General features: G+C 35.1%; 20 protein-coding genes and 1 riboswitch. Of the genes, 2 read left to right on the forward strand and 18 right to left on the reverse strand.

Going from position 1 to position 21,081, the window contains the following annotated elements:
* Positions 1-14 precede the first annotated feature (14 nt).
* The 12 genes from ACYQ1E_RS03725 to ACYQ1E_RS03780 form a co-directional block, all read right to left on the reverse strand.
* Entirely contained in the window at positions 15-2,042 is a 2,028-nt protein-coding gene (locus ACYQ1E_RS03725; protein WP_459875451.1) for a TonB-dependent receptor plug domain-containing protein, read from the reverse strand.
* 318 nt (positions 2,043-2,360) lie between these two features.
* Positions 2,361-3,122 (reverse strand): ABC transporter ATP-binding protein, encoded by a 762-nt coding sequence (locus ACYQ1E_RS03730; protein WP_459875453.1) that lies wholly within the window; start codon positions 3,120-3,122, stop codon positions 2,361-2,363.
* Complete coding sequence (locus ACYQ1E_RS03735; protein WP_459875455.1) at positions 3,109-4,098, reverse strand: FecCD family ABC transporter permease; 990 nt, start codon at positions 4,096-4,098, stop codon at positions 3,109-3,111. Before ACYQ1E_RS03735 ends, ACYQ1E_RS03730 begins: the two co-directional genes overlap by 14 nt.
* Positions 4,061-5,119, reverse strand: coding sequence for an ABC transporter substrate-binding protein (locus ACYQ1E_RS03740; protein ID WP_459875457.1), 1,059 nt, complete (start codon positions 5,117-5,119; stop codon positions 4,061-4,063). Before ACYQ1E_RS03740 ends, ACYQ1E_RS03735 begins: the two co-directional genes overlap by 38 nt.
* Positions 5,120-5,132: 13 nt before the next feature.
* Complete coding sequence (gene bchH, locus ACYQ1E_RS03745; protein ID WP_459875459.1) at positions 5,133-8,921, reverse strand: magnesium chelatase subunit H; 3,789 nt, start codon at positions 8,919-8,921, stop codon at positions 5,133-5,135.
* 14 nt (positions 8,922-8,935) lie between these two features.
* Entirely contained in the window at positions 8,936-10,939 is a 2,004-nt protein-coding gene (locus ACYQ1E_RS03750) for a TonB-dependent receptor plug domain-containing protein (protein WP_459875461.1), read from the reverse strand.
* Positions 10,940-11,065: 126 nt separating this feature from the next.
* Positions 11,066-11,253, reverse strand: a riboswitch (cobalamin riboswitch).
* Between the two features lie 71 nt (positions 11,254-11,324).
* Positions 11,325-11,729, reverse strand: a complete 405-nt coding sequence (locus ACYQ1E_RS03755; protein ID WP_459875463.1) for a hypothetical protein — start codon at positions 11,727-11,729, stop codon at positions 11,325-11,327.
* Positions 11,730-11,858: 129 nt separating this feature from the next.
* Positions 11,859-12,041 (reverse strand): vWA domain-containing protein, encoded by a 183-nt coding sequence (locus ACYQ1E_RS03760; RefSeq protein WP_459875465.1) that lies wholly within the window; start codon positions 12,039-12,041, stop codon positions 11,859-11,861.
* Positions 12,042-12,104: 63 nt separating this feature from the next.
* Positions 12,105-12,563 (reverse strand): VWA domain-containing protein, encoded by a 459-nt coding sequence (locus ACYQ1E_RS03765; RefSeq protein WP_488193118.1) that lies wholly within the window; start codon positions 12,561-12,563, stop codon positions 12,105-12,107.
* An 88-nt stretch (positions 12,564-12,651) separates the two neighbouring features.
* Complete coding sequence (locus tag ACYQ1E_RS03770; RefSeq protein WP_459875468.1) at positions 12,652-14,463, reverse strand: IS1634 family transposase; 1,812 nt, start codon at positions 14,461-14,463, stop codon at positions 12,652-12,654.
* A gap of 396 nt (positions 14,464-14,859) precedes the next feature.
* A complete protein-coding gene (locus ACYQ1E_RS03775; protein ID WP_459875470.1) occupies positions 14,860-15,303 on the reverse strand; it encodes a type II toxin-antitoxin system VapC family toxin in 444 nt (147 codons plus the stop codon).
* Positions 15,278-15,562, reverse strand: coding sequence for a hypothetical protein (locus tag ACYQ1E_RS03780; protein ID WP_459875472.1), 285 nt, complete (start codon positions 15,560-15,562; stop codon positions 15,278-15,280). The genes ACYQ1E_RS03775 and ACYQ1E_RS03780 overlap by 26 nt, the downstream gene beginning before the upstream one ends.
* A 452-nt stretch (positions 15,563-16,014) precedes the next feature.
* Here ACYQ1E_RS03780 and ACYQ1E_RS03785 point away from each other — a divergent pair, with 452 nt between their 5' ends.
* Both ACYQ1E_RS03785 and ACYQ1E_RS03790 read left to right on the forward strand, forming a co-directional pair.
* Positions 16,015-16,323, forward strand: coding sequence for a nucleotidyltransferase domain-containing protein (locus ACYQ1E_RS03785; RefSeq protein ID WP_459875474.1), 309 nt, complete (start codon positions 16,015-16,017; stop codon positions 16,321-16,323).
* Positions 16,320-16,769, forward strand: a complete 450-nt coding sequence (locus tag ACYQ1E_RS03790; protein ID WP_459875476.1) for a hypothetical protein — start codon at positions 16,320-16,322, stop codon at positions 16,767-16,769. The genes ACYQ1E_RS03785 and ACYQ1E_RS03790 overlap by 4 nt, the downstream gene beginning before the upstream one ends.
* Positions 16,770-16,850: 81 nt before the next feature.
* Here the strand turns inward: ACYQ1E_RS03790 and ACYQ1E_RS03795 are convergent, their stop codons facing one another.
* The 6 genes from ACYQ1E_RS03795 to ACYQ1E_RS03820 all read right to left on the reverse strand — a co-directional run bounded on the left by ACYQ1E_RS03795 (position 16,851) and on the right by ACYQ1E_RS03820 (position 20,867).
* Positions 16,851-18,491 carry a type I restriction-modification system subunit M gene (locus ACYQ1E_RS03795; protein WP_459875478.1) on the reverse strand — a complete coding sequence of 547 codons (1,641 nt, stop codon included), beginning with the start codon at positions 18,489-18,491 and terminating at the stop codon, positions 16,851-16,853.
* A gap of 2 nt (positions 18,492-18,493) precedes the next feature.
* Entirely contained in the window at positions 18,494-19,465 is a 972-nt protein-coding gene (locus ACYQ1E_RS03800) for an AAA family ATPase (protein WP_459875480.1), read from the reverse strand.
* Positions 19,443-19,613: a hypothetical protein gene (locus ACYQ1E_RS03805; RefSeq protein ID WP_459875481.1), complete on the reverse strand. Its 171-nt coding sequence runs from the start codon at positions 19,611-19,613 to the stop codon at positions 19,443-19,445. Before ACYQ1E_RS03805 ends, ACYQ1E_RS03800 begins: the two co-directional genes overlap by 23 nt.
* 3 nt (positions 19,614-19,616) lie before the next feature.
* Positions 19,617-20,309, reverse strand: a complete 693-nt coding sequence (locus ACYQ1E_RS03810) for a restriction endonuclease subunit S (protein WP_459875483.1) — start codon at positions 20,307-20,309, stop codon at positions 19,617-19,619.
* Between the two features lie 100 nt (positions 20,310-20,409).
* Positions 20,410-20,628, reverse strand: coding sequence for a DUF2283 domain-containing protein (locus ACYQ1E_RS03815; RefSeq protein WP_459875485.1), 219 nt, complete (start codon positions 20,626-20,628; stop codon positions 20,410-20,412).
* Complete coding sequence (locus ACYQ1E_RS03820; protein ID WP_459875487.1) at positions 20,625-20,867, reverse strand: hypothetical protein; 243 nt, start codon at positions 20,865-20,867, stop codon at positions 20,625-20,627. Before ACYQ1E_RS03820 ends, ACYQ1E_RS03815 begins: the two co-directional genes overlap by 4 nt.
* Positions 20,868-21,081: the final 214 nt, after the last annotated feature.

Below are 21,081 nucleotides of genomic sequence, written 5' to 3' on the forward strand. Positions count from 1 at the left end.
AATTTCCTCCAAAATTAGAAGGAGTATTTGAAAGATAGTTCAATCAAATAATTACGCTCAGCAGGATATAAGTATTTCGCAGAGGTAACATTAACATCAGTTGGTGTTCGATCATTAAAGAGGTTAAAACAACTTACCTTTAAATCGAACATATCTTTCCAATCAAAACCAACTGAAGCTGAATGCCACCAATAATCTCCTACTTCTTTAGTTATAGGATGTCTTGTCCAGCTTGTCACAGTATATGAATCAATGTATCGAGCAGAATAATAAGTTCTTAAAGTCAAATCATATACAAGAGAATACCTTATTCTTGCCCCTAAGCTTAGCTGGTTTCTGGGATAGCCATCTAATATTTTATCTGTTCTATCATCTCTTGTTTCACTGTAGTTGTAATTTGCAAAAAGTGTAAGAACTGAGTATGGGCTATAGGATAGCTCTACATCTATTCCTTCAATCTTTACCTTATCTATATTTTTTAAGGTCATTATTTGTCCTCTTGGATTATGAGGATCAGGATATCTCACATGATCTATAAAATCTTCTCCTTTGGTTAGGTAAGGGCTGATACGGAAAAATACACTTTTTTGAAGAAAATACTGCTCTAAGGAAAGTTCGTAGGAAATGAGAGTTTCTGCATCAAGGTCAGAATTTCCCACATAAACTATAAAAGGAGCAATAGACCAAGGAGGGGAGTAAAGCTCGTTTAAACTTGGGGCCCTGAATCCTTTGCCAACAGAAAACTTAAGATTTCCATCCTTATGGTAATTCCACCTAAGGGTGCCTTTAGGAGAAATTTCACTTCCATATCTTTCAAAATGGTCATACCTAAGTCCACATACTACCTCAAACCTATCTTTCCAAAATAGGCCATCATACTGAATGTAAAAGGCATGAGAAAGATCATCCTCATCTGCCTTTTTACCTGGTCTTCTCTGAACCTCTAAAATTTTTCCTGTATCCATATCACGGGTGTATTTTTCTGCTTCCTCATATGTAATTTCACTACCAACAGTCAGGATGTGTTTGGGAAAAAAGGTGTAATTTAAATTGGCTACTGCTCGGGAACGAGAAGAATCAGTAACTATAACAGAAGGACGATAAATTGGAGGAATAGCTGTTACTAAAGTTTCACCATAAGTTTTGCTTTTATTTCTCAACCAGTCTGCCCTTAAGGATAGTTCCAGATCATTTTTTAAAGATGAAGTTAATTGAAGATTTACATAGTGCTTTTTTAAATTCGTTTTTCTATCCACCCTGAGGTATTCCCCAATTCCATAACCAGTTGTTCCATCAACTGTACCTCCACTTAAAGAAAATAAAGTGTTTTCCCCAAAACTACCTGTAAGTTTTGCATGAAAACGATCATGTTTATAATCCCGATTTCTGGTATCCACTCCATGATCGTCATGCAAATAGTAATTATCTACAAATTTGTGGTCAAAGAACATGCCGAGGGAATAGTTTTTATAAACTACTCCCATATTTGTGCCATAATCAGACCGATCGAAATTTCCTTTTTGACCCCAGCCCTCTACATAAGATCTTTTACCCCCATCTTTAGTGATTATGTTGATTATTCCACCACCTGCAGAAGATCCATAAAGACTGGAAAAAGGACCTCGGATTACTTCTATATGATCAATGGCTTTAATTGGAATAAGCGTAAGATAAGGGATTTGAGTAAAAGGATTATTCATAGGTTGTCCATCTATCATGATCAAAACATGTCCCCAATAAGCCATTCCTCTCATGCGAACTTTTTGGGGAGTTACACATCCTACACCCTGTGGTTCATAGGCCTGCACTCCAGGAAGGTCAGCTAAAAGATCTCCTACAGTCCTTGCTGGCATAGCTTTAATCTGTTCAGGTCCAATAATGGTAACTGTAGCTGGCACATTCTCAAGCTTTTTAGGAGTCTTTGTAGCTGTTACTACTATTTCTTCCATTTTAAATGTTTTTTCATCTAAAGACTTACTAAATACGAGATGTGAGCTTCCTGTAAAAAGAACAAACATAAGGATTATAACAACCCTTCTCATCTTTTCTTTTCTCCTCCTTTTTTTAGTTTAAATAACAAATTTCATATAAAAATTATTTGTTGGTATTAAATAGGTATAAAAAAAATTTTTTGTCAAGCTTAAAATAATATTTTTTTTATAAAAAGTATGCAAGATAAGACTTAGAATAAAATATTATGTGTGAAAAAACAATTTTTTCATGAAATTCTTTAGACACCTTTTCGTTTTATTTTCTTGACAAGTGTCCAATTTTTAGTGTTTTAGAAAATAAGGAAAAATGGTAGGAGAATAAATGGTAGATAGCCAAAAAGGACTCCGAGATTGTTATGAATGAAAATGTTAAACCACTGGATACACATATCTATTTCCATTTTTTTCGAAAATTTCCACATTTACTCCATAAACTTTTGCAATATTTTCCCTGTTTAAAACATCCTTAGCCTTTCCATACCTGACTATTTTGCCATTGCACATCAATAAAGTTTTGTCTGAAAAAATAGAAGCTAAGCTCGGATCGTGTTCACTCATTATAATAGTAATACCTTCACTTGTGATCTCTTTTAATATTTTTAAAACAAGCACTCTATTTTTAAGATCTAAATGGGAAGTGGGCTCGTCAAGAAGTAAAACCTTGGGTTGTTGAACCAAAGCTCTTGCTATAAGAACCAGCCTTAGCTGTCCTCCGCTTAATTGAGTATATGGTTTGTGCGCTAAATGTGTTAAACCCAGCTTATCCAGGATATTGTAAGCATTATCATAATCTTGTTTTGCTGGTGTGGAAAACCCTAAATGAGGAGTCCTTCCGCTCACAACTACATCTATAACCCTATAAGAAAAAACTGGCGAATGCATCTGAGGAACGTAACCTACAAACTTTGCAATCTCTTTTTTATTGAGTCCTGAAATATCAAAAGATTCAATAAAAAAACTACCTTGGGGCTTTAAAAGCATATTTAAACATTTTAGTAGCGTGGTCTTACCACTGCCATTTGGACCAAGTATCGCTAAAATCTCACCTTTACTAACTTCAAAGGATAAATGGTCTAAAACCACCTTATCACCATATCCAAATGTCAATTCCCTTACCTTAACTCCACTCATGCATTGCTCTCCTCATCAAATACAAAAAAAGAGGTGCTCCAATCAATGTGGTAATTATCCCAACTGGTATTTCAAATGTCCAAATTGTTCTTGAAATAAGATCAGCAACAAGCATGAATGAAGCTCCAACTGAAATTGAGGCTGGTAAAAGAATTTTGGGATCAGATCCAACAATAAATCTTGTTATATGCGGAGAGATCAAACAAACCCAGCCTATTATTCCAGCCACAGAAACAACTGAAGCAGTGGCAATTGATGCAAAGAAAACTACAAGAATCCTTTCTTTCTCAACATCAACACCAAGAGACTTTGCCTCCTCATCTCCCATTGAAAGTAAAAATATCCTCCACCTGAAAATAAGAAGCCCAAGAATTCCAAGAATTGCCAATGGACTAGAAGTGGCAACATCTTTCCAGCTCACTGTATGAAGTCTGCCAACTGTCCAGGCAACTATTGTATGTGTCTTTTCAGGTTCTATGAGTATTTGAATCAAAGCCAAAAGTCCTGAGAACAGAGCAGAAACTATTATACCAGCCAGAACCAAAGAGACCGAAGAATAATGTCCTCTAAATCGTGACAAAGAAAGAGTAAGAGAAATTGCAACCAGAGACCAAAGCACTGCTGATGGCTGCGTGAAGAAAAAGTATCCTGTTCCAAAGAAAGCTATTGATAAAGCTGCTCCAAATGCTGCACCTGAAGATATACCCAATATATATGGACTTACAAGTGGATTTCTTAAGGTTGTTTGAAGTGATGCACCTGATATTCCCATACAAGCTCCAAAAAGCATTGCTTCAACTGCCCTCGGTAGTCTGATATCAAAAATAATTGTATGTTCTATTGAAATTTTATTAAACACAGATAAAGGAGAGATGTAATACTTGCCAATGGATAGGTATATAATAAACAATAAAACAGGCAAAAAAACAAAAAACAAGCTATTTAGATGATTTTTCTGAATTTGAGGGCGAGACATTTGACAACCTATAAGTATTTTTAAGCTCAGTATATAAGTTCTCAATACCATAAACAAACTTGAATATCTCATTAGCCTCTTTTTCAAGATCAAAATCAAATTTGTTTGGATAGAAAACTTTTGCAGCATTCATAACATTTATTACAGACATAGCTGGACCATAACCAACCCAGCCAAGCATTAATTTATAAACTTTTCTTTCTTTTACTGCTTTAATTTGCTGCCAACGCGAGTCATTTAAAATATCTTCAGGTTTAAGCTTTGTAAATCCAGATAAAATTATTATATCAGGATTCCAGTGAAGTAAGTCTTCAAGACTTACGCTATATCCCATATTTTTTCTGCCAACATCTGCCAAATTCTTGCCACCAGCAAGATTCACATATTCACTTCGTGCCAAAACTTTCAACAAATCCCTAGGATCTACCGGATAGACTTTAGGTCTTTCTGAATCCGGGATCATTGAGGTTACAGAAGTTATTTTGAGTAATTTCTGTTCAAGATAGTTTTTGATTTCCTCAGCTTTGCTTTCTTTTCCAACACACCTGCCTATAATAGTGATCATATCAAAACTTATCATCTTTTTTGGAAGATGCATTCTAACGCATACAACTGGAACGCCTAAGCTTTTTTGAAGTTTATCAGCAAATTCAGGATCATAAGCCCACATGAAGATAATATCTGGCTTAAGCTGAGCAATCTTTTCAACACTTATTGTTCCTCCTATAGAACTACCAACATCTGTTATGTCTTTTATTTTCGGAAATACCCTTGTTAAAATAGGACATGTCTTGCTATAGCTATCTAAACCTACAATTTTATCTTTAACACCCAATGCAAGCAAAACCCTGGTTGCTTCTGGCCACAGGCTAACGATTCTTTCTATCTTGCCCGATATCTCTACCGTTCTTTCCAACTGGTCAATAATTTTTATCTTTTTTTCTTCTTTGGTCTCTTTTTCCTTTGAACACCCAGCCACTAAGATTGGCAATATTAATAAAATTAAGATCAATTTTTTCATTTTTGACTCCTTTTTAGCTCCTATCCGAAACTTCCTCTATACTTCCTTCTAACTCCAAGTATTTTTTTGTAAGATCTTTTATATCTTTTTCTTGAGGTTTCCAGTATCCTCTTTTTTCTGCTTCAAAAAGCTTTTTTATGATCTCTGTAGTAGCAAACAGGTTATTTTCTTTTAATTTGCTGAAAATTTCTGGATTATCCAAGTATGTCTTTTTGATTTCATCAAATATCCAGCTATCAACCCTGCCTGTAGTAGCGGAAAGCCCAATAAGATTTTCTACGCGTTTAGCAATCTGCTGCGCACCATGAACTTTATGTTTTAACATCTCTTCTATATACACGGGATTTAAAAGTCGTGTGCGAACGCTTACTTCTATAGCTTTTTTAGCCTCATCCGTATAAATGGTGCTGGTTGAGCTATCAGTGAATAACATCACAGGTTTTCTTCCCTTCACTGTTTCAACAGATTTAGAAAGACCGCCAAAATATTCGTAGTAATGGTCAAGATCTGAAAACGAGTAATCTGCTGAACTCTGCACCTGTGAGACAAGCTCTATATTTTTCAGATTATGCTCAAATAAATTTTTCTGAGCTTCACCCCTCCGGTTTCTGGTATATATATGTTTTTGAGCAGAAATATAGGCATTGGCTATTTCAACCTCTTCTTTCCAGTTTGCGCTCTCTATCATGGTTGTTATACCTGTGCCATACTGCCCTTCAGCTGGCCCAAAGATCCTTGCTGTGGAAAGTTCCTTAGCCTGTGATTCATTCATCTCTTTTACTATTTCATTATAAATGGATAAACTATGTTTCTTAACAAAGTTCATCTCTATGGGTTCATCAAGAGAGGCAACAGCTTCAAAGATCTCATCCAAAAGGTCAATAAGGTTTGGAAACATATCCCTAAAAAAACCGCAAATCGTTATTACACAATCAATGCGAGGGTGTTTTAATTCAGACAAAGGAATTATTTCAAATTTAGGCTCCCATATGTCATATCCTCTTTTGATTCTTACACCTAAGTATGAAAGTATCTGCCCAATGGTTTCTCCATGCGTTTTTGCAGTTTCAAAGCCCCATAAAACAAGGCCTACTGTTTCTGGATACCTTTTGTATTTTTTAAAATAGTAATCAATTGTGTTTTTTGCTATTTCACTTCCTCTCTCCACAGCTACTTCAGAGGGGACAGCTCTTGGATCAAACTGATAGATATTGTATCCAGTTGGCAATATTTCTGGATCACGGATTATATCTCCTCCAAGGCGCGCTTCAATGTAATTGCCATCCAATGCATTTAGCAATCCTTTAACTTCATCACTTTTTCTTAAGTGCTCAAGGCATTTTTCCCCATACTTTATAGTTGCTTCAAACTTTTTCTTACCTGAGGAAGAAAGCTGTTTATATATTTCACTGTAAAGTCTTTTTTCTCCAAAGAAGTAATCTCTGACAAGCTCGTCAATGAAATGGTTTATTTGGTTATCAAGAGCTATTTTGTTTTTACTTAGTGATAATGATTTTATGTTATCAACTTCATCTTCAATAATTTCCTTAAGTGATCGAATCTTACCCCTGTTCCAACACAGTGCTGCACTGAGAAAACAAGCTTCTTCTTCCTTGCTAAAAGGCTTACCAAATTCATGCAAGCCAAGAGGTATTAAAGAATTCTTTAATCGAATCAATTCTTTTGATACATTATCTACTGTAAAATCTCCCTCTACAATGAGTTTCATTTCTGAAACTTTTTTCTTGATCTTCTTTAAAAGCTCAGATTTCTGCTGAGGATGTAATCTTTCTGCTTCGTTATATTCATTAATCATATCTTCAAGTTCTACTAAATCACCATAAGAACCAGATCGCTTAAATGGAGGACTTGAGTAACTTATCAAACATCCATAGGTGCGTCTTTTGGCAACTATTGCCTCTGATGGATTTCCAATGTAATAAATATACAGATGCGCCATTTTCCCAATAAGATAATCTGGAAAACACTTATCTGAAAGGCCAGCTTCTTTGCCGGGTAAAAGTTCAAGTGTTCCATGGGTGCCAACATGGATGACAACATCAGCCTTAAACTCTTCCTCCAGCCAGCGATAAAAGGCCATATACTGATGGTGAGGTGGAAGGTCTTTATCATGATAGAGTTTTGATGGATCTTCAAAAGAACCTCTTGATGGTTGCAATCCAATAAATATATTTCCATTTATAATACCTGGAATGAGAAATGAATCGTTATCTGCCATAATGCTTCCAGGAGGCTTCCCCCATTCCCTTGATACCTGCTCAACCATAACTTGGTGCAAATTATCCCCTTTTTTATACTTCTCAACAGGATAGCGGATTTTGATAGTTTCTGGTTCAGACCAGTTAGCTGAGTTGCAAACTCCATTATACATAAATATCTCTTCCAGATCAGAAGCTGATATTTCTTCGCAATGATATCCTGCTTCTCTCATTTTAGAGATAATCCGTTCAATAGATTTAAAAGTATCCAGAAAAGATGCACTTCCGATATTTTCTTCTCCAGGTGGATAGTTATAAATGATAAAAGCAACACGCTTATCTTTATTTGGTTTGTTGCGGAGATTTATCCAGCTTTCAGACCGAGCTATCAATTTTTTCAAACGACCTTCAATAATCTTTAGTTCCTGTAAATCTGAGATCTTAGTATTTTGCACTTCCTCCGGACCTGCAACAGGAATACCATCCACTATTCCATCCAGTTCAGGAAGCATAATGTGAATGATGACTTCCATTGGACTGAGTCCTTTGAGCGATTCCTCCCAATCCCTTATCTTTCGTTTTCCCAAAAAAAACGGATGCATAATTGGAACATTCATTCTGCGAAATATATTAAGACCTGCTTCAGGGTCTCCACCCATAGGTCCTACTCCAAATCGAAAAGGAAGAAAGTCCCATATAAGATCAAGTTCTAATCCTTCATCCAGCACTTTGTTTATCTTTTCATATTTGTCAGATCCCAAAGATATCCCAAAAGGAACAACATTATATTTTTTTCTGAGGAGTTTTATGATTTCTGAGATAATACCAAAGGAATAGTTTGGATAATTGAAATTGTGAAAAAGAAGTCCAATTGTATTGCGATTTTCATTCCATCCCCATTCTTTTTTAAGTTCAGAAAAACTTTCAAATCCGCGCATATTTTCTGAATCAAAAAGCACATATTTTGAAAAATCTATTGGTTTTTTGGGTTTTGGAAACTCTTTAATTTTACCGTAGTCGCGACACAAAAGAAAAAGCATATTTTTGATGTTTTCTTTAGATGCGTTTCTCCAATAATTTTTAAGATAGATAAAGTTACGCATATCTTTAAGAAAACCAAATGGTATAAGTTTTCCAAAAGTCTCCATTCGTTTAAGCATCTTTTCCATATCAAACTCAAAAGCAGTTCTTTTCTTTTTCTCAGCTATTTTTTCCATAATTTTCATCAACTTTTCTGTAGAAAAAGAACCGAGCTTTTCACGAGATCTTAAATATTCACCTGCATATCCAATAAGGACGAGATCCTTTTTGTATTCCTTAATTGACTCTTCAATAGCCTGATAGATAGACCTTCCTGCACCCATTAAATCAAGTAACACAATATCTGAGGATAAAATTGATTCCCTTATAGCTGAAACCTTTTCTGAATAATCCCTCTGTTCACCTACAAAATACGCATCTATTTTTATCTTTCTCTCAAAAAGATGTCTGAACTCCTCCTTGAAAAGGAAATTATCTATTACTTCAGCAAGCAATCGAATTCCTGCATCAGAGACAGAGACAAAAGTTATTAAAAAGTGCATCTTTTGTCCTCTTTTTAGAATTTAAAATCAACCTTTACCCACCAGCAGCGCTCTGGACCCAGGACAGAACCATGAATTTCATAATCTTCATTAGTAATGTTGGTAACTGCCATCTGAATCCCAAGACGATCAAAAAGATCAAATCGAATGTTAAAGTCTAAGACTGTAAATGAATCAAGGTCTATCTTTTTTTGAGTCCTTCTGTCTTTAAAAAACCTGCTTCCATAATACCTGGTATCAAGAGATGCAGTAAAACGATTTTTAGGGCTAAGTTTATAAGTAACTTGGATTCCACCATTTGCTTGATGAAGTGGTCTATCGTCCAGCCGTCCTTCTTTTTCCTCTACTGAATGGGTATAGGTATAGTTGATATAACTGCTAAGCCATGAAAATATTTTACCTTCCATTGCTACTTCAAATCCGTCAGTTTCAACTTTATTTAAATTTTCATAACGCTGAATACCATTCCTTATGGAAGCAGATATAAGGTCTTCAGCCTTTGAGTAAAATCCTGTGAGATCAAATTTAAATCTATCAGCAAATCTAATTGATGTTCCCAACTCATAAGACCAAATGGTTTCTGGATCAAGGTCAGGATTAGATTTAAAAGGTATTCCAGGAATCATCATCCAGGTTGGTGAGTAAAGCTCCTGAAGATTAGGAGCACGAAATGCTCGGCCAACAGATGTTCTAAAACTTATGTTATCATTCAGTTTGTATAAAATTCCAAGTTTTGGAGAAAAAGAATCTTCTGTTTCTGAATTAATATCATACCTTGCACCTAGGGTAATTAAAAGATGAGAAAAAAACTCCATTTCGTCTTGAAGGTAAATGGCATAAGTATTCATAGTTTCATCCATAACATCACCAATTACACTTCCGTCTTCTTTGGTATTTTTCCAATGTGCTTTTATAAAATTGGAATCTATACCAAAAGTTAAATAACTAAAATTCATAACTGGCATGGAGGCTTTAACTTGAGCACCAATATTCCTTCCCCAATAATCACGATCTCCATACAGGAACAAAAAGGGAGGTCCAAAAGGAGCAGGATTATCAACAATATGTTCCCATTTTCCTTCAACCTTATCATAATTAGTGAAGATCCTTGCTTCAATGTTTAAATTGTTAAAAAGAGAGGTATGTCCATTAAGATTCCAGAAATATGATTTTTTCTCTTGATCTTTTTTACGTTCTACTGGAAGAAACACGGTTGAACCCATCTCTGTGTCAGCTTTCATATAGTTTCCTGTAAATGTTATGCCAGTGACATCAGAAAAGTCATAGTCAAAACGTCCAAAAAATCTTGTATCGTCATAATTTGAATATTTATTTACATCTTTGGATCTTTTATTAAAACCACCTGTTGCAGGATTATAGATGTAATCTATTTGATTATCCCTACGATAATGGTTGTCTATGGTTCTATAACTTCCATTCAGAGAATAAGAAAACTTTCCTTTTCGTCCAACAACGCTAGCTCCCCCTTCTCTAAAATCATGTTTTCCACCCTTAAACATTGGAACAATATCAATGCCTTCTTTTTTTCTTTTCTTCGAAATAATATTAATAACTCCTCCCATTGCATTACTTCCGTAAAGTGAAGAAAAAGGACCTTTAACAACCTCTACACGTTCAATAGAAGATAATTGAAATTGGTTGAAATTAAGAAAACCTGTAATGGGTGAGTTAAGAGGCATTCCATCCATCATAAGCATTACCCTTTTGCTTCCACCTATGCCGCGGATGTAAACACTTATAGGAGGACCAAAACCAACATCTGAATATCTTCTGATATCAACTCCTCCAAGTTTTCTTAAAATATCGTCTATGTTGGTTGCAGAAGAATTTATAATATCCTTCTCTTTAACAACATCTACATTAGCGACCACCTTTTCAGCAGACCTTGGAGAACGGGTTGCAGTAACTACTATTTCTTCTATCTTATGAACTTTTTGGGCATTACTTAATCCTGGGAGAAAAAGAAAGATTAATAATGTAATAAAAGTTCTTTTCATTTTAACCTCCTCCTTTTCTTAAATTTTATTCAAAAAAAAGAGTCCCTGAACCGCACACAGCAGTCCAGGGACTCCCGTTTTATCCCAAAGGACCTCAGCTTATAGCTTTGGGCATCCGCCAAAGCTAATGCCTATGTTACTCAGGCAGGTCTTCTGACTCTAAGGATCATCCTATTCACCACGCCTTCCCAGGAGCATCCCTGCTCCCAGTGGCTTAATGTGGCTTTCGTCCCCTTATCACAGCCGCGGGCCGGCTCCGGATTTTCACCGGATTCCCTATTAAGCCTTACGGCACCTGAGTGACAAACTTTTTATAATATGTCTAACTATGTGTCAACTCCCTAAACACAACTGTCCATTTTGACATTATCCTTTTTCTTTTGTGTTATTTCAACATTAATTTTAACACACTAATCAAAATTCCAGTAAAAGTAGCAATCTGACCCAGCCAGAATATAAACATCCACTTTATGGTGTCTGCACGCCACTTGTGTATCTCTGTCCTTAACTTCTCTTCTGTGGCTTTTATCTCTCCTCTTACTTTTCCTTCTATTGCTTTTATTTCCCCTCTTAATCTTTCTTCAGTGGCCTTAAGTTCATCTTTAGTTACAAGCTCTTTTGTTAATTCATCTTTAAGCTCTGTCTTAATAATAACCTTTTGCTCTTTTGCCTTCTCTTCTATTGAATAAAGGCCTTTCTCTATTGCTTCTATTACCTTTTTCGCAAGTTCAGGGTCTGAGATAACTGCCTCTACACTCTTTGTTATCTCATATGGAAGATAGCCATGCATAAAAATGTTTCCCTAAATTACTTCTAATCTTCCGCCAGGTGTTGTGATATCCTTCTATTCTAAGAGTGTGGGATTTGATTTTAATTTTTAACCTTACAGACTGTGGTTTGCAAGAAAATTCTTTTTATTTCATACTAAATTTAAGTGCTCTGTTTTTATCTGATCAACCAAATTCACTAAATTTTCTGCTTTTAGGTCTTCAAGTAAAAAGTATTTCCCAGAAAGCCATTTTGCTAATTCTTTTGCAAGATCCATTTTGAGAAAATTCTTTTTTAACTCACAATCTATAACCACACTATCTACATAGCTCAATTTCCCTATTTCACTACAAATCCTTTTAACCTCTAAAATGGGATCTTCTCCTGATTTTATAGCCTAGTTTGCCTTTCCGTCTGATAGAACAATATGAATTATCCTTGTATCAGGATGTTTTAAATGAGACTTTTTGATCAGCTTATAAACCTCTAAAAGACCAAGAGAAAGAGGCGTTTTCCCTCCAGTTGGAAGGTCCTTTAGCTTTTTATACGCAAGATCAGAAGAGGATGTTGGAGGAAGAACAACTTCAGCTTGATTTTTTCTGAACATAATCATACTCACTTTGTCCCTTTTTTGATAGCAGTCCATAAGAAGAGAAAGTATCGCCCCTTTTACTGCTTCCATTCTCTTTTGAACCCCCATAGAACCTGAACCATCAACAACAAAGCTCACAACATGGCTGATTTTTCTCTCTTTTTCTTTGTATCGAAAGTCCTCTTTGTAAATGATAAGCTTGTTCTTTCTTCCTCTTAACACCTGAAATGGCGCAGCGCTTCTTATAGTGCCAAAAAGGTCAATATCTTTATCCTTAGCCCAAGTTTGTTACTTTTTTTGTAAGATATTGTAATTATTGAATTCAATCATCTTTTTCTTCACTACAAATTTATCAATTAATTTTTAAAATGCTAGATAAAGGCTTTAAAGGAAGTTCCAGGGCATTATATATCTCCAGTTGAAAAGATTCTAATTCTGTTATTTGTCTCAGATGGATTGTTTTACCTTCCTGGGTTATCATAGTGGTGGTTACTCTAATTATGGTACTTAACTCTCTTCTTATTGTTTCCCATAATTTTGAAATCCCTCTTTGTCTCAATCTCCTTTGAATAACACAAAGCAGATGATAAGCTAATATGGTTAAAAAAATATGACCTGTTATTCGTTTATCTATTCTATGATAGATTGGTCTTAATTTTAGTTCACTCTTTAAGCTCCTGAATGATGCTTCTACATTTGAAAGAAGATTGTAAATCTCCCATAATTCCTTATTACTTAGCTCTGTCCTGGAAGTTCTAAGTTTGTACGCTCCTGAAAATCTTACATGAAGTTTGTCTTTATCTCTTACTCTCCAGCAAATATCCACTGCTTTGCCATTCTCTTCCTTTACTTTAATCTCATAAAATTGCGACACACTGCTGTATTTCTCTTTTATTCTTCCTATCCTCTCCAGTACCTTCGGATAACTTTTGATTCCTCCTTTTCTTGTAAGAGATTGCTTGAGCCTTTGTAAATCTTTTTCCAGGCGAAGTTGAATACGATTTTTTATTGCCTCTTCCTTTTTGGCCCTACCGCTACTTTTACAATATAAAAATACCTCTTCAGGCTCTTCTACTCGTATCGCATATACTTTGCCACTATTACTCTCATGAACTATACTTTCTTCACCTGAGGGAAGTTCTTTTACTCGCCCTCTGTCTACACATATATAATCAAGTCCTTTGGCTCTGATTAGTTTTAAATTCTCTTCCGTGGCTATACCTGCATCTATAACTACTGTAAGCTTGCCTGTAAGCGATCTTGGAGAATTTATAAAAAAATCATCTAAAATCTTCTTCAGTGTTGAGGCTTCCGACACATTACCAGGAAAAATCCTGCTGGCCTTGGGAAAACCATCTTCATCAAGTACTATACCTACTGTCACTAATGGCCTATCATTTCGTTTCTCCTTAGATAGACCTCTCTTTGACAATTCTGAGCTTGTAACCTTCCCCTCAAAATATGTATTAGTCAGATCATATAAAATAAGCTGTTCTCCAAGACCAAAAAGTTCTCTTTCTCTTTTTACCACCTTCTCTTCTATAGCTTCTTTATTGGCTATCAGCTTGTCCAGAGTCCTATATAAACTGGATAGCGATACCACTTTTGCATCAATATTCATTACCTCATCAAGCCCACTTAACCGGTGAAACCATTTATGAATTTCCCTCTCACTCCCACAATTTATCAGACTCCCAACTATAAGAACTTTTGCTCTATCTATATCCTTTCTATTAAAACCTATTTCCTTTAAAATTTTTGTAATCATAAGTTTATCATATGCCCAGGCCCCTACAACTTCTGCTCCAACACATCTGACATCTTCGTTTTTTACTGAAGCAACATCAACCATCTTCCAATGAGCCTCATGTTTTGTTTTCTCCTCACTCTTTTGAAGAGCTTTTTTTCTTATTAAACCTGCAAAACGTCTTGCAGGTTTTTCAATTTTTTCAGGGACTTTTAATAACGACAATTGTCCTTTTAATAATTCCTCAATTCTATTAGCAAGAAATTTTAACTCCTCCCTGGACAGATCCAGTTTTCCAAGGTTTAAAATAGTTCTCTGCTTGGGACCATCAGGGGTTCTGTAAGATTCTACTAATTGATGGTAGAAATAAGTTTTTCCAGATTTGGGATCGGTTTTTCTAACTTTGCGGATAAACATAGGTAAGGATTATATCAAATCGGTTTTTCTTTGTCAAGATGCGAAATATTTTTTCTATCACTACATTCAGTCTTTAAAAAATTTAATTCAATAATTCCAACAGATTATAACATTTTGCACCACAAAATCAACCAAATTTTTTATAAAAATCCTATTATTTTGACAAACTTGGGTTAAGTTGATAAGAAGAGATATTAAGGACCCCATAGGGAAATTTCTGACAAAGATGATGGAAGTTGAACTTACTATTTTTTTTAGGAAGGCTCAAATATGAGAGGATTAAAGGAAAAAGGGAAAGGAATTACAGGAATGGATATACAACTAAGACATTTGCAATAAAAGGAAAATACGTTCCCCTTTCATAAATATTCATTATATCAAATCGTTCCTATTATATCAAGTTCTGAAGGATACTATAAATTTTTCCATAAACTCCTTGCTGGTCATTATTTTAATTCCACAATTGTAAAACTTTTTATCATTTGTGATCAAAATATTGCAATTGTTATACTTGACACAAAGACATTGCAACACATCTTCAAAATCTACCTTTTCCTTCAATGATATATTTATTGCCTCTTTAATCAATTCCTTACCATAATGATAAATATTCCACTTCTTTGTAATATAATCTAAATATTTAAGCACTTTATTTTTATTTTTTATCACATAAAAAACAGTGGTCAACATGTCTTCACTAATTGCTATTTCTATGTTGTTTTCTATTGCTAATTCGATTAATTTTACACTATAAAAGTGATTTGTTCTATTTTTATCAATTATATCAACTATAATGTTTGTATCTAAAAATATTTTATTTTTCCAAATATTTTGAGGCATGATATTTCCTTAGCTCTTTTTCTGACATATCTTTTGTGTCTCCACTCACAATTCCTGCAAATTTCATAAATTCATCTCTTTCTTTTTTCTTCTTTTCTTTTATAATTTTTTTTATCATAGCTCTAATCTCATCAAGATATTTACCAGAGACTATTATTCCCTTAATTGTATTAGTTTTTTTATCTTCAATTTCTATATAGTCGTATTTGTCAATATCTTTAAAATTTCTTGTAATTTCTCTTATACTCATTTTTGGCATACTATCCTCCCACACCTGATTTGTCTTATTGTATGACTATTCATAAAATCTGTCAACTATCAATGCGTTAAGGAAATGGTGCCAGGCGAATAATGCCTTCTCTAACTGTCAAAGCCGGGTTAAAGAGCAGGAAAACCTGTGTTGACAATAGAAGGATAACATCTTATTCTCGGTTAGAATTAAAAAATTCGGGGATAAAGACAAAGAAGGTATTAAGTTGTATTTTAGTGTGTTGTTTTTTTATTGTAATTTCAGCTTTTGCTGAAAATACAGGTTTTACTCAGGAGGATAGGGAAAGACTTGTTCGGTGAGAGGCTACCCTTCAACTATTTATGCCCCAGGTGGAAAAGAGATTTGCAGAGCTTAGGGAAGAAAAGATAAGGGGCTTGCTACTGTGTTAATTGTCAAGGTAAGCAATGTAAAATATAAAGGAAATTTAAAGTTAAAGCATTATGTATAAAAAACAAGTTAGATTATCTGAAGAGGAGATACAAATCATAAAAGAAGTAGCAAAAGAAGTTTTTGGGAAAGATGTTAAAATTTTTATTTTTGGGAGCCGTGTCTTTTTGGATAAAAGAGGTGGTGACATAGATATTTTAGTTAAAAGTCCCAGAATAATATCTGTTTCAGAAAAAATTAATTTTTTGGCCAAACTTGAGTTAAAAGGTATAGGGAGAAAGGTGGATTTACTTGTGATTACTCCTGAAACAAAGCTAAAGAAAATACATTCAGAAGCTGTGGCTAAAGGGATAGAAATATGATTCGTGATGCGATAAAAATCTCAAAAATACATCTTGAAAGGTTTGAGAGAGCTACTGATGAAATAAAGAGCATGGGAAAATTAGAAGATGTAGATATTGAAAATTTTGAAATTATTAAAACAATAGATACGTTTATTTTTCGTTTTATGAAATTGCAGGACTATATGGGATATAAGTTATTTAAATCTTTCCTTATTGAAACTGGAGATTATAGAGATGATATGAGTTTTATTGATATGCTAGATAAACTTGAAAAACTAAAAATTATTGATTCTGCTGAAAACTGGATTAAATTAAGGAAACTTAGAAATAAGCTCGCTCATGAATATCCTGATGAATTAGAAGAAATTCTGGCAGACATAAAAGAAGCTCTCAAATGGAGTAGTTATTTTAAAAATGTACTTCTAAACATGATAACTTATCTGAAGAAAAGGGGAAAAATTTAAAGAATAAAGAGGGATAAGCCACTGAATACAAGTTTTCTTTAAGTCTTGATGCCATCTCTTTATTTTTCCACGTCTATTAAGTCATGGAAGTTCTGACAATCCAAGTTCTTTAAGAAATTCATTATGTTTTTGAGTGGCTTCGGAAATCATTCTTGTCAATTCACTTAGCTCTTTATGCACCTGTGATAAATCGACTTCTGGTTCTGGTTTTGCTGTGCTTACATAACGGGAAATATTGAGATTAAAATCATTTTCTTTAATCTCCTCCATGCTTACCCTGCGGGATACAAATAAAGAGCCGTTTTCAAGTTCTTCTTTTACTTCGTCTTTAGGACGGGATTGATAAGTTTCAACAATCTTTTCAATATGTTCAGGCAAGAGAATATTTTGACGTTTGCCTTTTTCAAATAATCCGCTTGCATTGATAAAAAGCACATCATCATATTTTTTACACTTTTTCAAAACCAGGATGCAAACAGGAATGCCAGTGGAGTAAAAGAGTTTTGGCGCAAGTCCGATAATCGTATCTATATTATTATCAAGAATTAATTTTTTGCGTATCTTTGCTTCAACTCCGCCTCTAAATAATACTCCATGCGGTAAGATAATGGCCATTGTGCCTTCTCTGTGTAAAAAGTGAAAGCCGTGCAGTAAAAAAGCAAAGTCAGCCGCAGATTTTGGAGCAAGGCCATAACCCTTAAAACGAAAGTCCTCAGCCAGTTCCTCGGTTGGTTTCCAGCGGTAGCTAAACGGAGGATTGGCAACAACTGCATCAAACTCTATCTTTTTTGCTGGATTTTCCTCGCGTAAAAATGGCCATTCATTTAAAAGACTATCACCGTGAAAGATTTCAAATTCTGTATCTTTCAGCCCATGAAGCAACATATTCATACGGGCAAGGTTATAGGTTGTAATGTTTTTTTCCTGTCCATAGAGTTTACCTACTCCGTCTTTGCCCATACGCTTCCACACATTGAGAAGGAGCGAACCTGAACCGCAGGCAAAATCAAGCACTCTATTAAGTTTTTTCTTTTTACCTATGGAAGGGTCCTGACTGTCCAGGGCAACAATGCCTGAAAGAATACTTGAAATCTGTTGAGGCGTGTAAAATTCTCCTGCCTTCTTGCCGCTTCCGGCTGCAAACTGACCAATTAGATATTCATAGGCATCTCCTAAAAGGTCACGCTCCTGTGGGAACTCTTTAAGCCTCTCGGCTATTTTTTGAATAATATTGCAAAGGCGTTCATTTCTTTGCTTATAAGTCTTTCCCAGTTTTTCAGAATTAAGGTTTATTTCTGAAAAAAGGCCTTTAAAACTCTTTGAAAATGCTTCATCTTCAATAAACTTAAATCCTTTGTCTAATGTTTTAAGAAGATTTTCATCCTGTGTGCGCGCCATTTTGGCGATATTACTCCAAAGATATTGAGGCTTTATAACATAGTGCACCTTGCGGCGCATATATTCTTCAAACTCCTCTATATCATCCGGATTTTGCTCATACCATACAGCCAGCGGCGAGCGGCAATCTTGTGGATCAAGCTCTGGCCAATCCGAGCCAAGCTCTTTCTTTGCTGCCTCTTCATAGTTGTCAGAGAGGTAACGCAAAAATATAAAAGCCAGCATATAATCACGAAAATCATCGGCATTCATAGAGCCTCTAAGAAACTCACTAGCAATAGCCCAGAGGACTTTACCAAGGCTGTCCTGATCCTGTTTGGTCATTTTTAAACCTCCTCGTCTTCCACTTCAGGAAATAAATCCGGATTGAAGCGATAATCATTCATGAAGTTTCTAAGTATCTTGCGAAATATCTCTTTATTTTCTTCCAGCATTTCCACAGGTTCAAAAAGGGAATAATTGCCGTGGCTTAAAAGCTGGACATAACGATAATGAAGCATTCCATCTTCATCGTCTCGCTCTCGTTTAATAATATCACCTATGCTGTTAAATCCGTGAAAAACCGCCGTTTTTTCCATAATGCTGCGTAAAATAGTAAAGTGATAGGTGTAAAGTTTACCGGTCTGTGCTACCTTGTGCAGCTCTTTGAGCATAGCCACATGATAAAAACGGGGTGTGTCCGTGGTGTCGCGCAGATGATAACCATCTTCGTCATGACTTAAAAAATAGGGCTGTGCCTTTTTCATTTCATTGCACAGCACATTAAAAAATAAGGTGTGATGGGATGATATTACCGCCCTAACACGATCCTGACTTTTTAGCATACGCGCCAAATGGGCGGCTACGGCAATGGCGTTGTTTTCATCAAGTGAGGAAATTGGGTCGTCAATATAGATGTATTTCACCCATTCATAGGCTTCCTGACCTTCAATAGCAAGCTGAGCAATGGCAAGAAAAAAGCACCAGATAAAGATGTTTTCTTCCCCGCGTGAAATCTTAATCAAAATAGGCTCATCTTCTCCGTTATCATTTTGTTGCACCTCACGCCAAAAGCGTATGGTACCGTGCGTGTAATCTATATCAAACTCAAAATCGGCATATCGGTGAAGAAATTGGCGGATACGGCTCTCCATCTCCAGTTCAGCAAGGCCCGAAAAAAAGTGTGAAGCGGTATTCATCTTGAGCACCCGCTCGCGGTCGTTCTCAAGGTCGTTATCCCAGATAAAGAGATCTTCGCTAAAGGCATTAAAATAGAGGGTGTCGCGGGAAATAACTTCACCATCTTCTCTCTTTACCAAGTTCCTTAAAAACCATAGAAAGGCGGGTTTTACCTGTGCCATTATAGGCAAAAATTAAGATAACTTTCTTATCCTGCAAGCGGTTGCGCAGGTGCTGTGCCAGCGCATTAAGGTCTGAAAAAGTCTGAATGTTCTCTCTGGCCGGCATAATTTAGTCCACCTCACGCGGAAAGAGCTGCTGCATAAGTCCCTTTTTGTGAGCTTTTAAGGCTTCAAGTTTTTTGGTTTGAAATTCTATCAGCTCATCAATGGATGAGAGACAATCGGCGATTTTTTGTTGTTCGGGCTTTTTTGGTATCAGAATACAACTTTTTCCAACCTCTGTTTGGTTAATACTAGCTTGATTGACAGCCTGATTTGCCCTGGCTTTTATTGATGACTGAAATCTTTCAGTATTAATCAAATAAAACACGAACTTGGGAACATTATTTTTTTTATCTATAACCAAACGCAAGAGATTCATTCCATGATATAAATCATAATCTTTATCAATATAAGCACATTTTCCAATATGTGTGAGACTGTTAATATTACTAAATAAAGGTGATATGTCCTGTTCAGTATGTATATACCCTACTTTAGTAATATCAATAACTCCATTGGATATCGTTTCAATTCTTGTTACCTTGAAACCATCGGAGTTACTATTTTGATTGATAGTGAGTCCATTTGAGATAGAAACAAGAATATGCTTCAACCTCTTCACTTCCCACGGTCCCGCATTCCTAAACTCAGGAAAACGCAGTTTTGGCAGTAAAGAAAATGATGAATTGTGAGTCGGGGGATTAGTGGATTTTATCCTTTTCTCTTTGTCATTTGGATTAGGATTATTTTTATCACTCATAGTTTCCTCACATTATTATACTCCTGATATATGCTGCAATTCAATGCCCAAGTTCACTCGTACGCCGTATAGCAGGTCTGGTGAAAAATTTGTTAGACACTTAAATTCTAATCTCTTTTTGTTCAAAAGGCAATTTTGTTATTGTTAAACTCTTTAAAGCTATCTTTTGACTAGCATTGTCTATATCTATCCCAACAATATTTCCTTCTTCATCAAAATCTACTACTACACCTTCTGCTATCTCTTGACTATCTACGCTTGATTTTTCTGATAAATCTATATATAAGGAGTCTGTATCAGGATAATATTTTAGTTTCATTTTTTAAACCTCCTATCTGGAAACGCGTTATGAATGGTTATCTTATCCTCTAATGTTACTACCCTAAATATTTTACTGTCAAATTCTTCCACAATACCCCAAAATCTCCATCTGTTTCCTTCTTGTTTTTCAACTTTTATAGGATTTTCTATTACTTTTATACACCACTCCTTTTTAATATAAGGTCTTTTTCTTAAAACTTCGTTTTCAAAATATTTGGTAAATTTATATTTTTTCATTTCTAACTGAATCATATTTCTCTTTATAATCTGCCATTCCTCTTTCCCAATCAAAATTAAATTTTCTATTTTCAGTTTTTTCCATATTACTACGGCTTTAAATATAAAAAATCCATAAAATCTAAAACTTTTTTAAGTCATCTGCTAATTTATTTATTTTTTTCCTATATCAATTGTTCTTACATAAGCCTAATCTTTTTTATATATAACTAAT

The sequence above is a fragment of the Desulfothermus naphthae genome, assembly GCF_054657475.1.

Coding starts and splice junctions, on each gene's coding strand:
- ACYQ1E_RS03725 (WP_459875451.1), bottom strand. CDS start 2,042: ATGAGAAGGGTTGTTATAATCCTTATGTTTGTTCTTTTTACAGGAAGC.
- ACYQ1E_RS03730 (WP_459875453.1), bottom strand. CDS start 3,122: ATGAGTGGAGTTAAGGTAAGGGAATTGACATTTGGATATGGTGATAAG.
- ACYQ1E_RS03735 (WP_459875455.1), bottom strand. CDS start 4,098: ATGTCTCGCCCTCAAATTCAGAAAAATCATCTAAATAGCTTGTTTTTT.
- ACYQ1E_RS03740 (WP_459875457.1), bottom strand. CDS start 5,119: ATGAAAAAATTGATCTTAATTTTATTAATATTGCCAATCTTAGTGGCT.
- bchH (WP_459875459.1), bottom strand. CDS start 8,921: ATGCACTTTTTAATAACTTTTGTCTCTGTCTCTGATGCAGGAATTCGA.
- ACYQ1E_RS03750 (WP_459875461.1), bottom strand. CDS start 10,939: ATGAAAAGAACTTTTATTACATTATTAATCTTTCTTTTTCTCCCAGGA.
- ACYQ1E_RS03755 (WP_459875463.1), bottom strand. CDS start 11,729: ATGCATGGCTATCTTCCATATGAGATAACAAAGAGTGTAGAGGCAGTT.
- ACYQ1E_RS03770 (WP_459875468.1), bottom strand. CDS start 14,463: ATGTTTATCCGCAAAGTTAGAAAAACCGATCCCAAATCTGGAAAAACT.
- ACYQ1E_RS03775 (WP_459875470.1), bottom strand. CDS start 15,303: ATGCCTCAAAATATTTGGAAAAATAAAATATTTTTAGATACAAACATT.
- ACYQ1E_RS03780 (WP_459875472.1), bottom strand. CDS start 15,562: ATGCCAAAAATGAGTATAAGAGAAATTACAAGAAATTTTAAAGATATT.
- ACYQ1E_RS03785 (WP_459875474.1), top strand. CDS start 16,015: ATGTATAAAAAACAAGTTAGATTATCTGAAGAGGAGATACAAATCATA.
- ACYQ1E_RS03790 (WP_459875476.1), top strand. CDS start 16,320: ATGATTCGTGATGCGATAAAAATCTCAAAAATACATCTTGAAAGGTTT.
- ACYQ1E_RS03795 (WP_459875478.1), bottom strand. CDS start 18,491: ATGACCAAACAGGATCAGGACAGCCTTGGTAAAGTCCTCTGGGCTATT.
- ACYQ1E_RS03805 (WP_459875481.1), bottom strand. CDS start 19,613: ATGCCGGCCAGAGAGAACATTCAGACTTTTTCAGACCTTAATGCGCTG.
- ACYQ1E_RS03810 (WP_459875483.1), bottom strand. CDS start 20,309: ATGAGTGATAAAAATAATCCTAATCCAAATGACAAAGAGAAAAGGATA.
- ACYQ1E_RS03815 (WP_459875485.1), bottom strand. CDS start 20,628: ATGAAACTAAAATATTATCCTGATACAGACTCCTTATATATAGATTTA.
- ACYQ1E_RS03820 (WP_459875487.1), bottom strand. CDS start 20,867: ATGAAAAAATATAAATTTACCAAATATTTTGAAAACGAAGTTTTAAGA.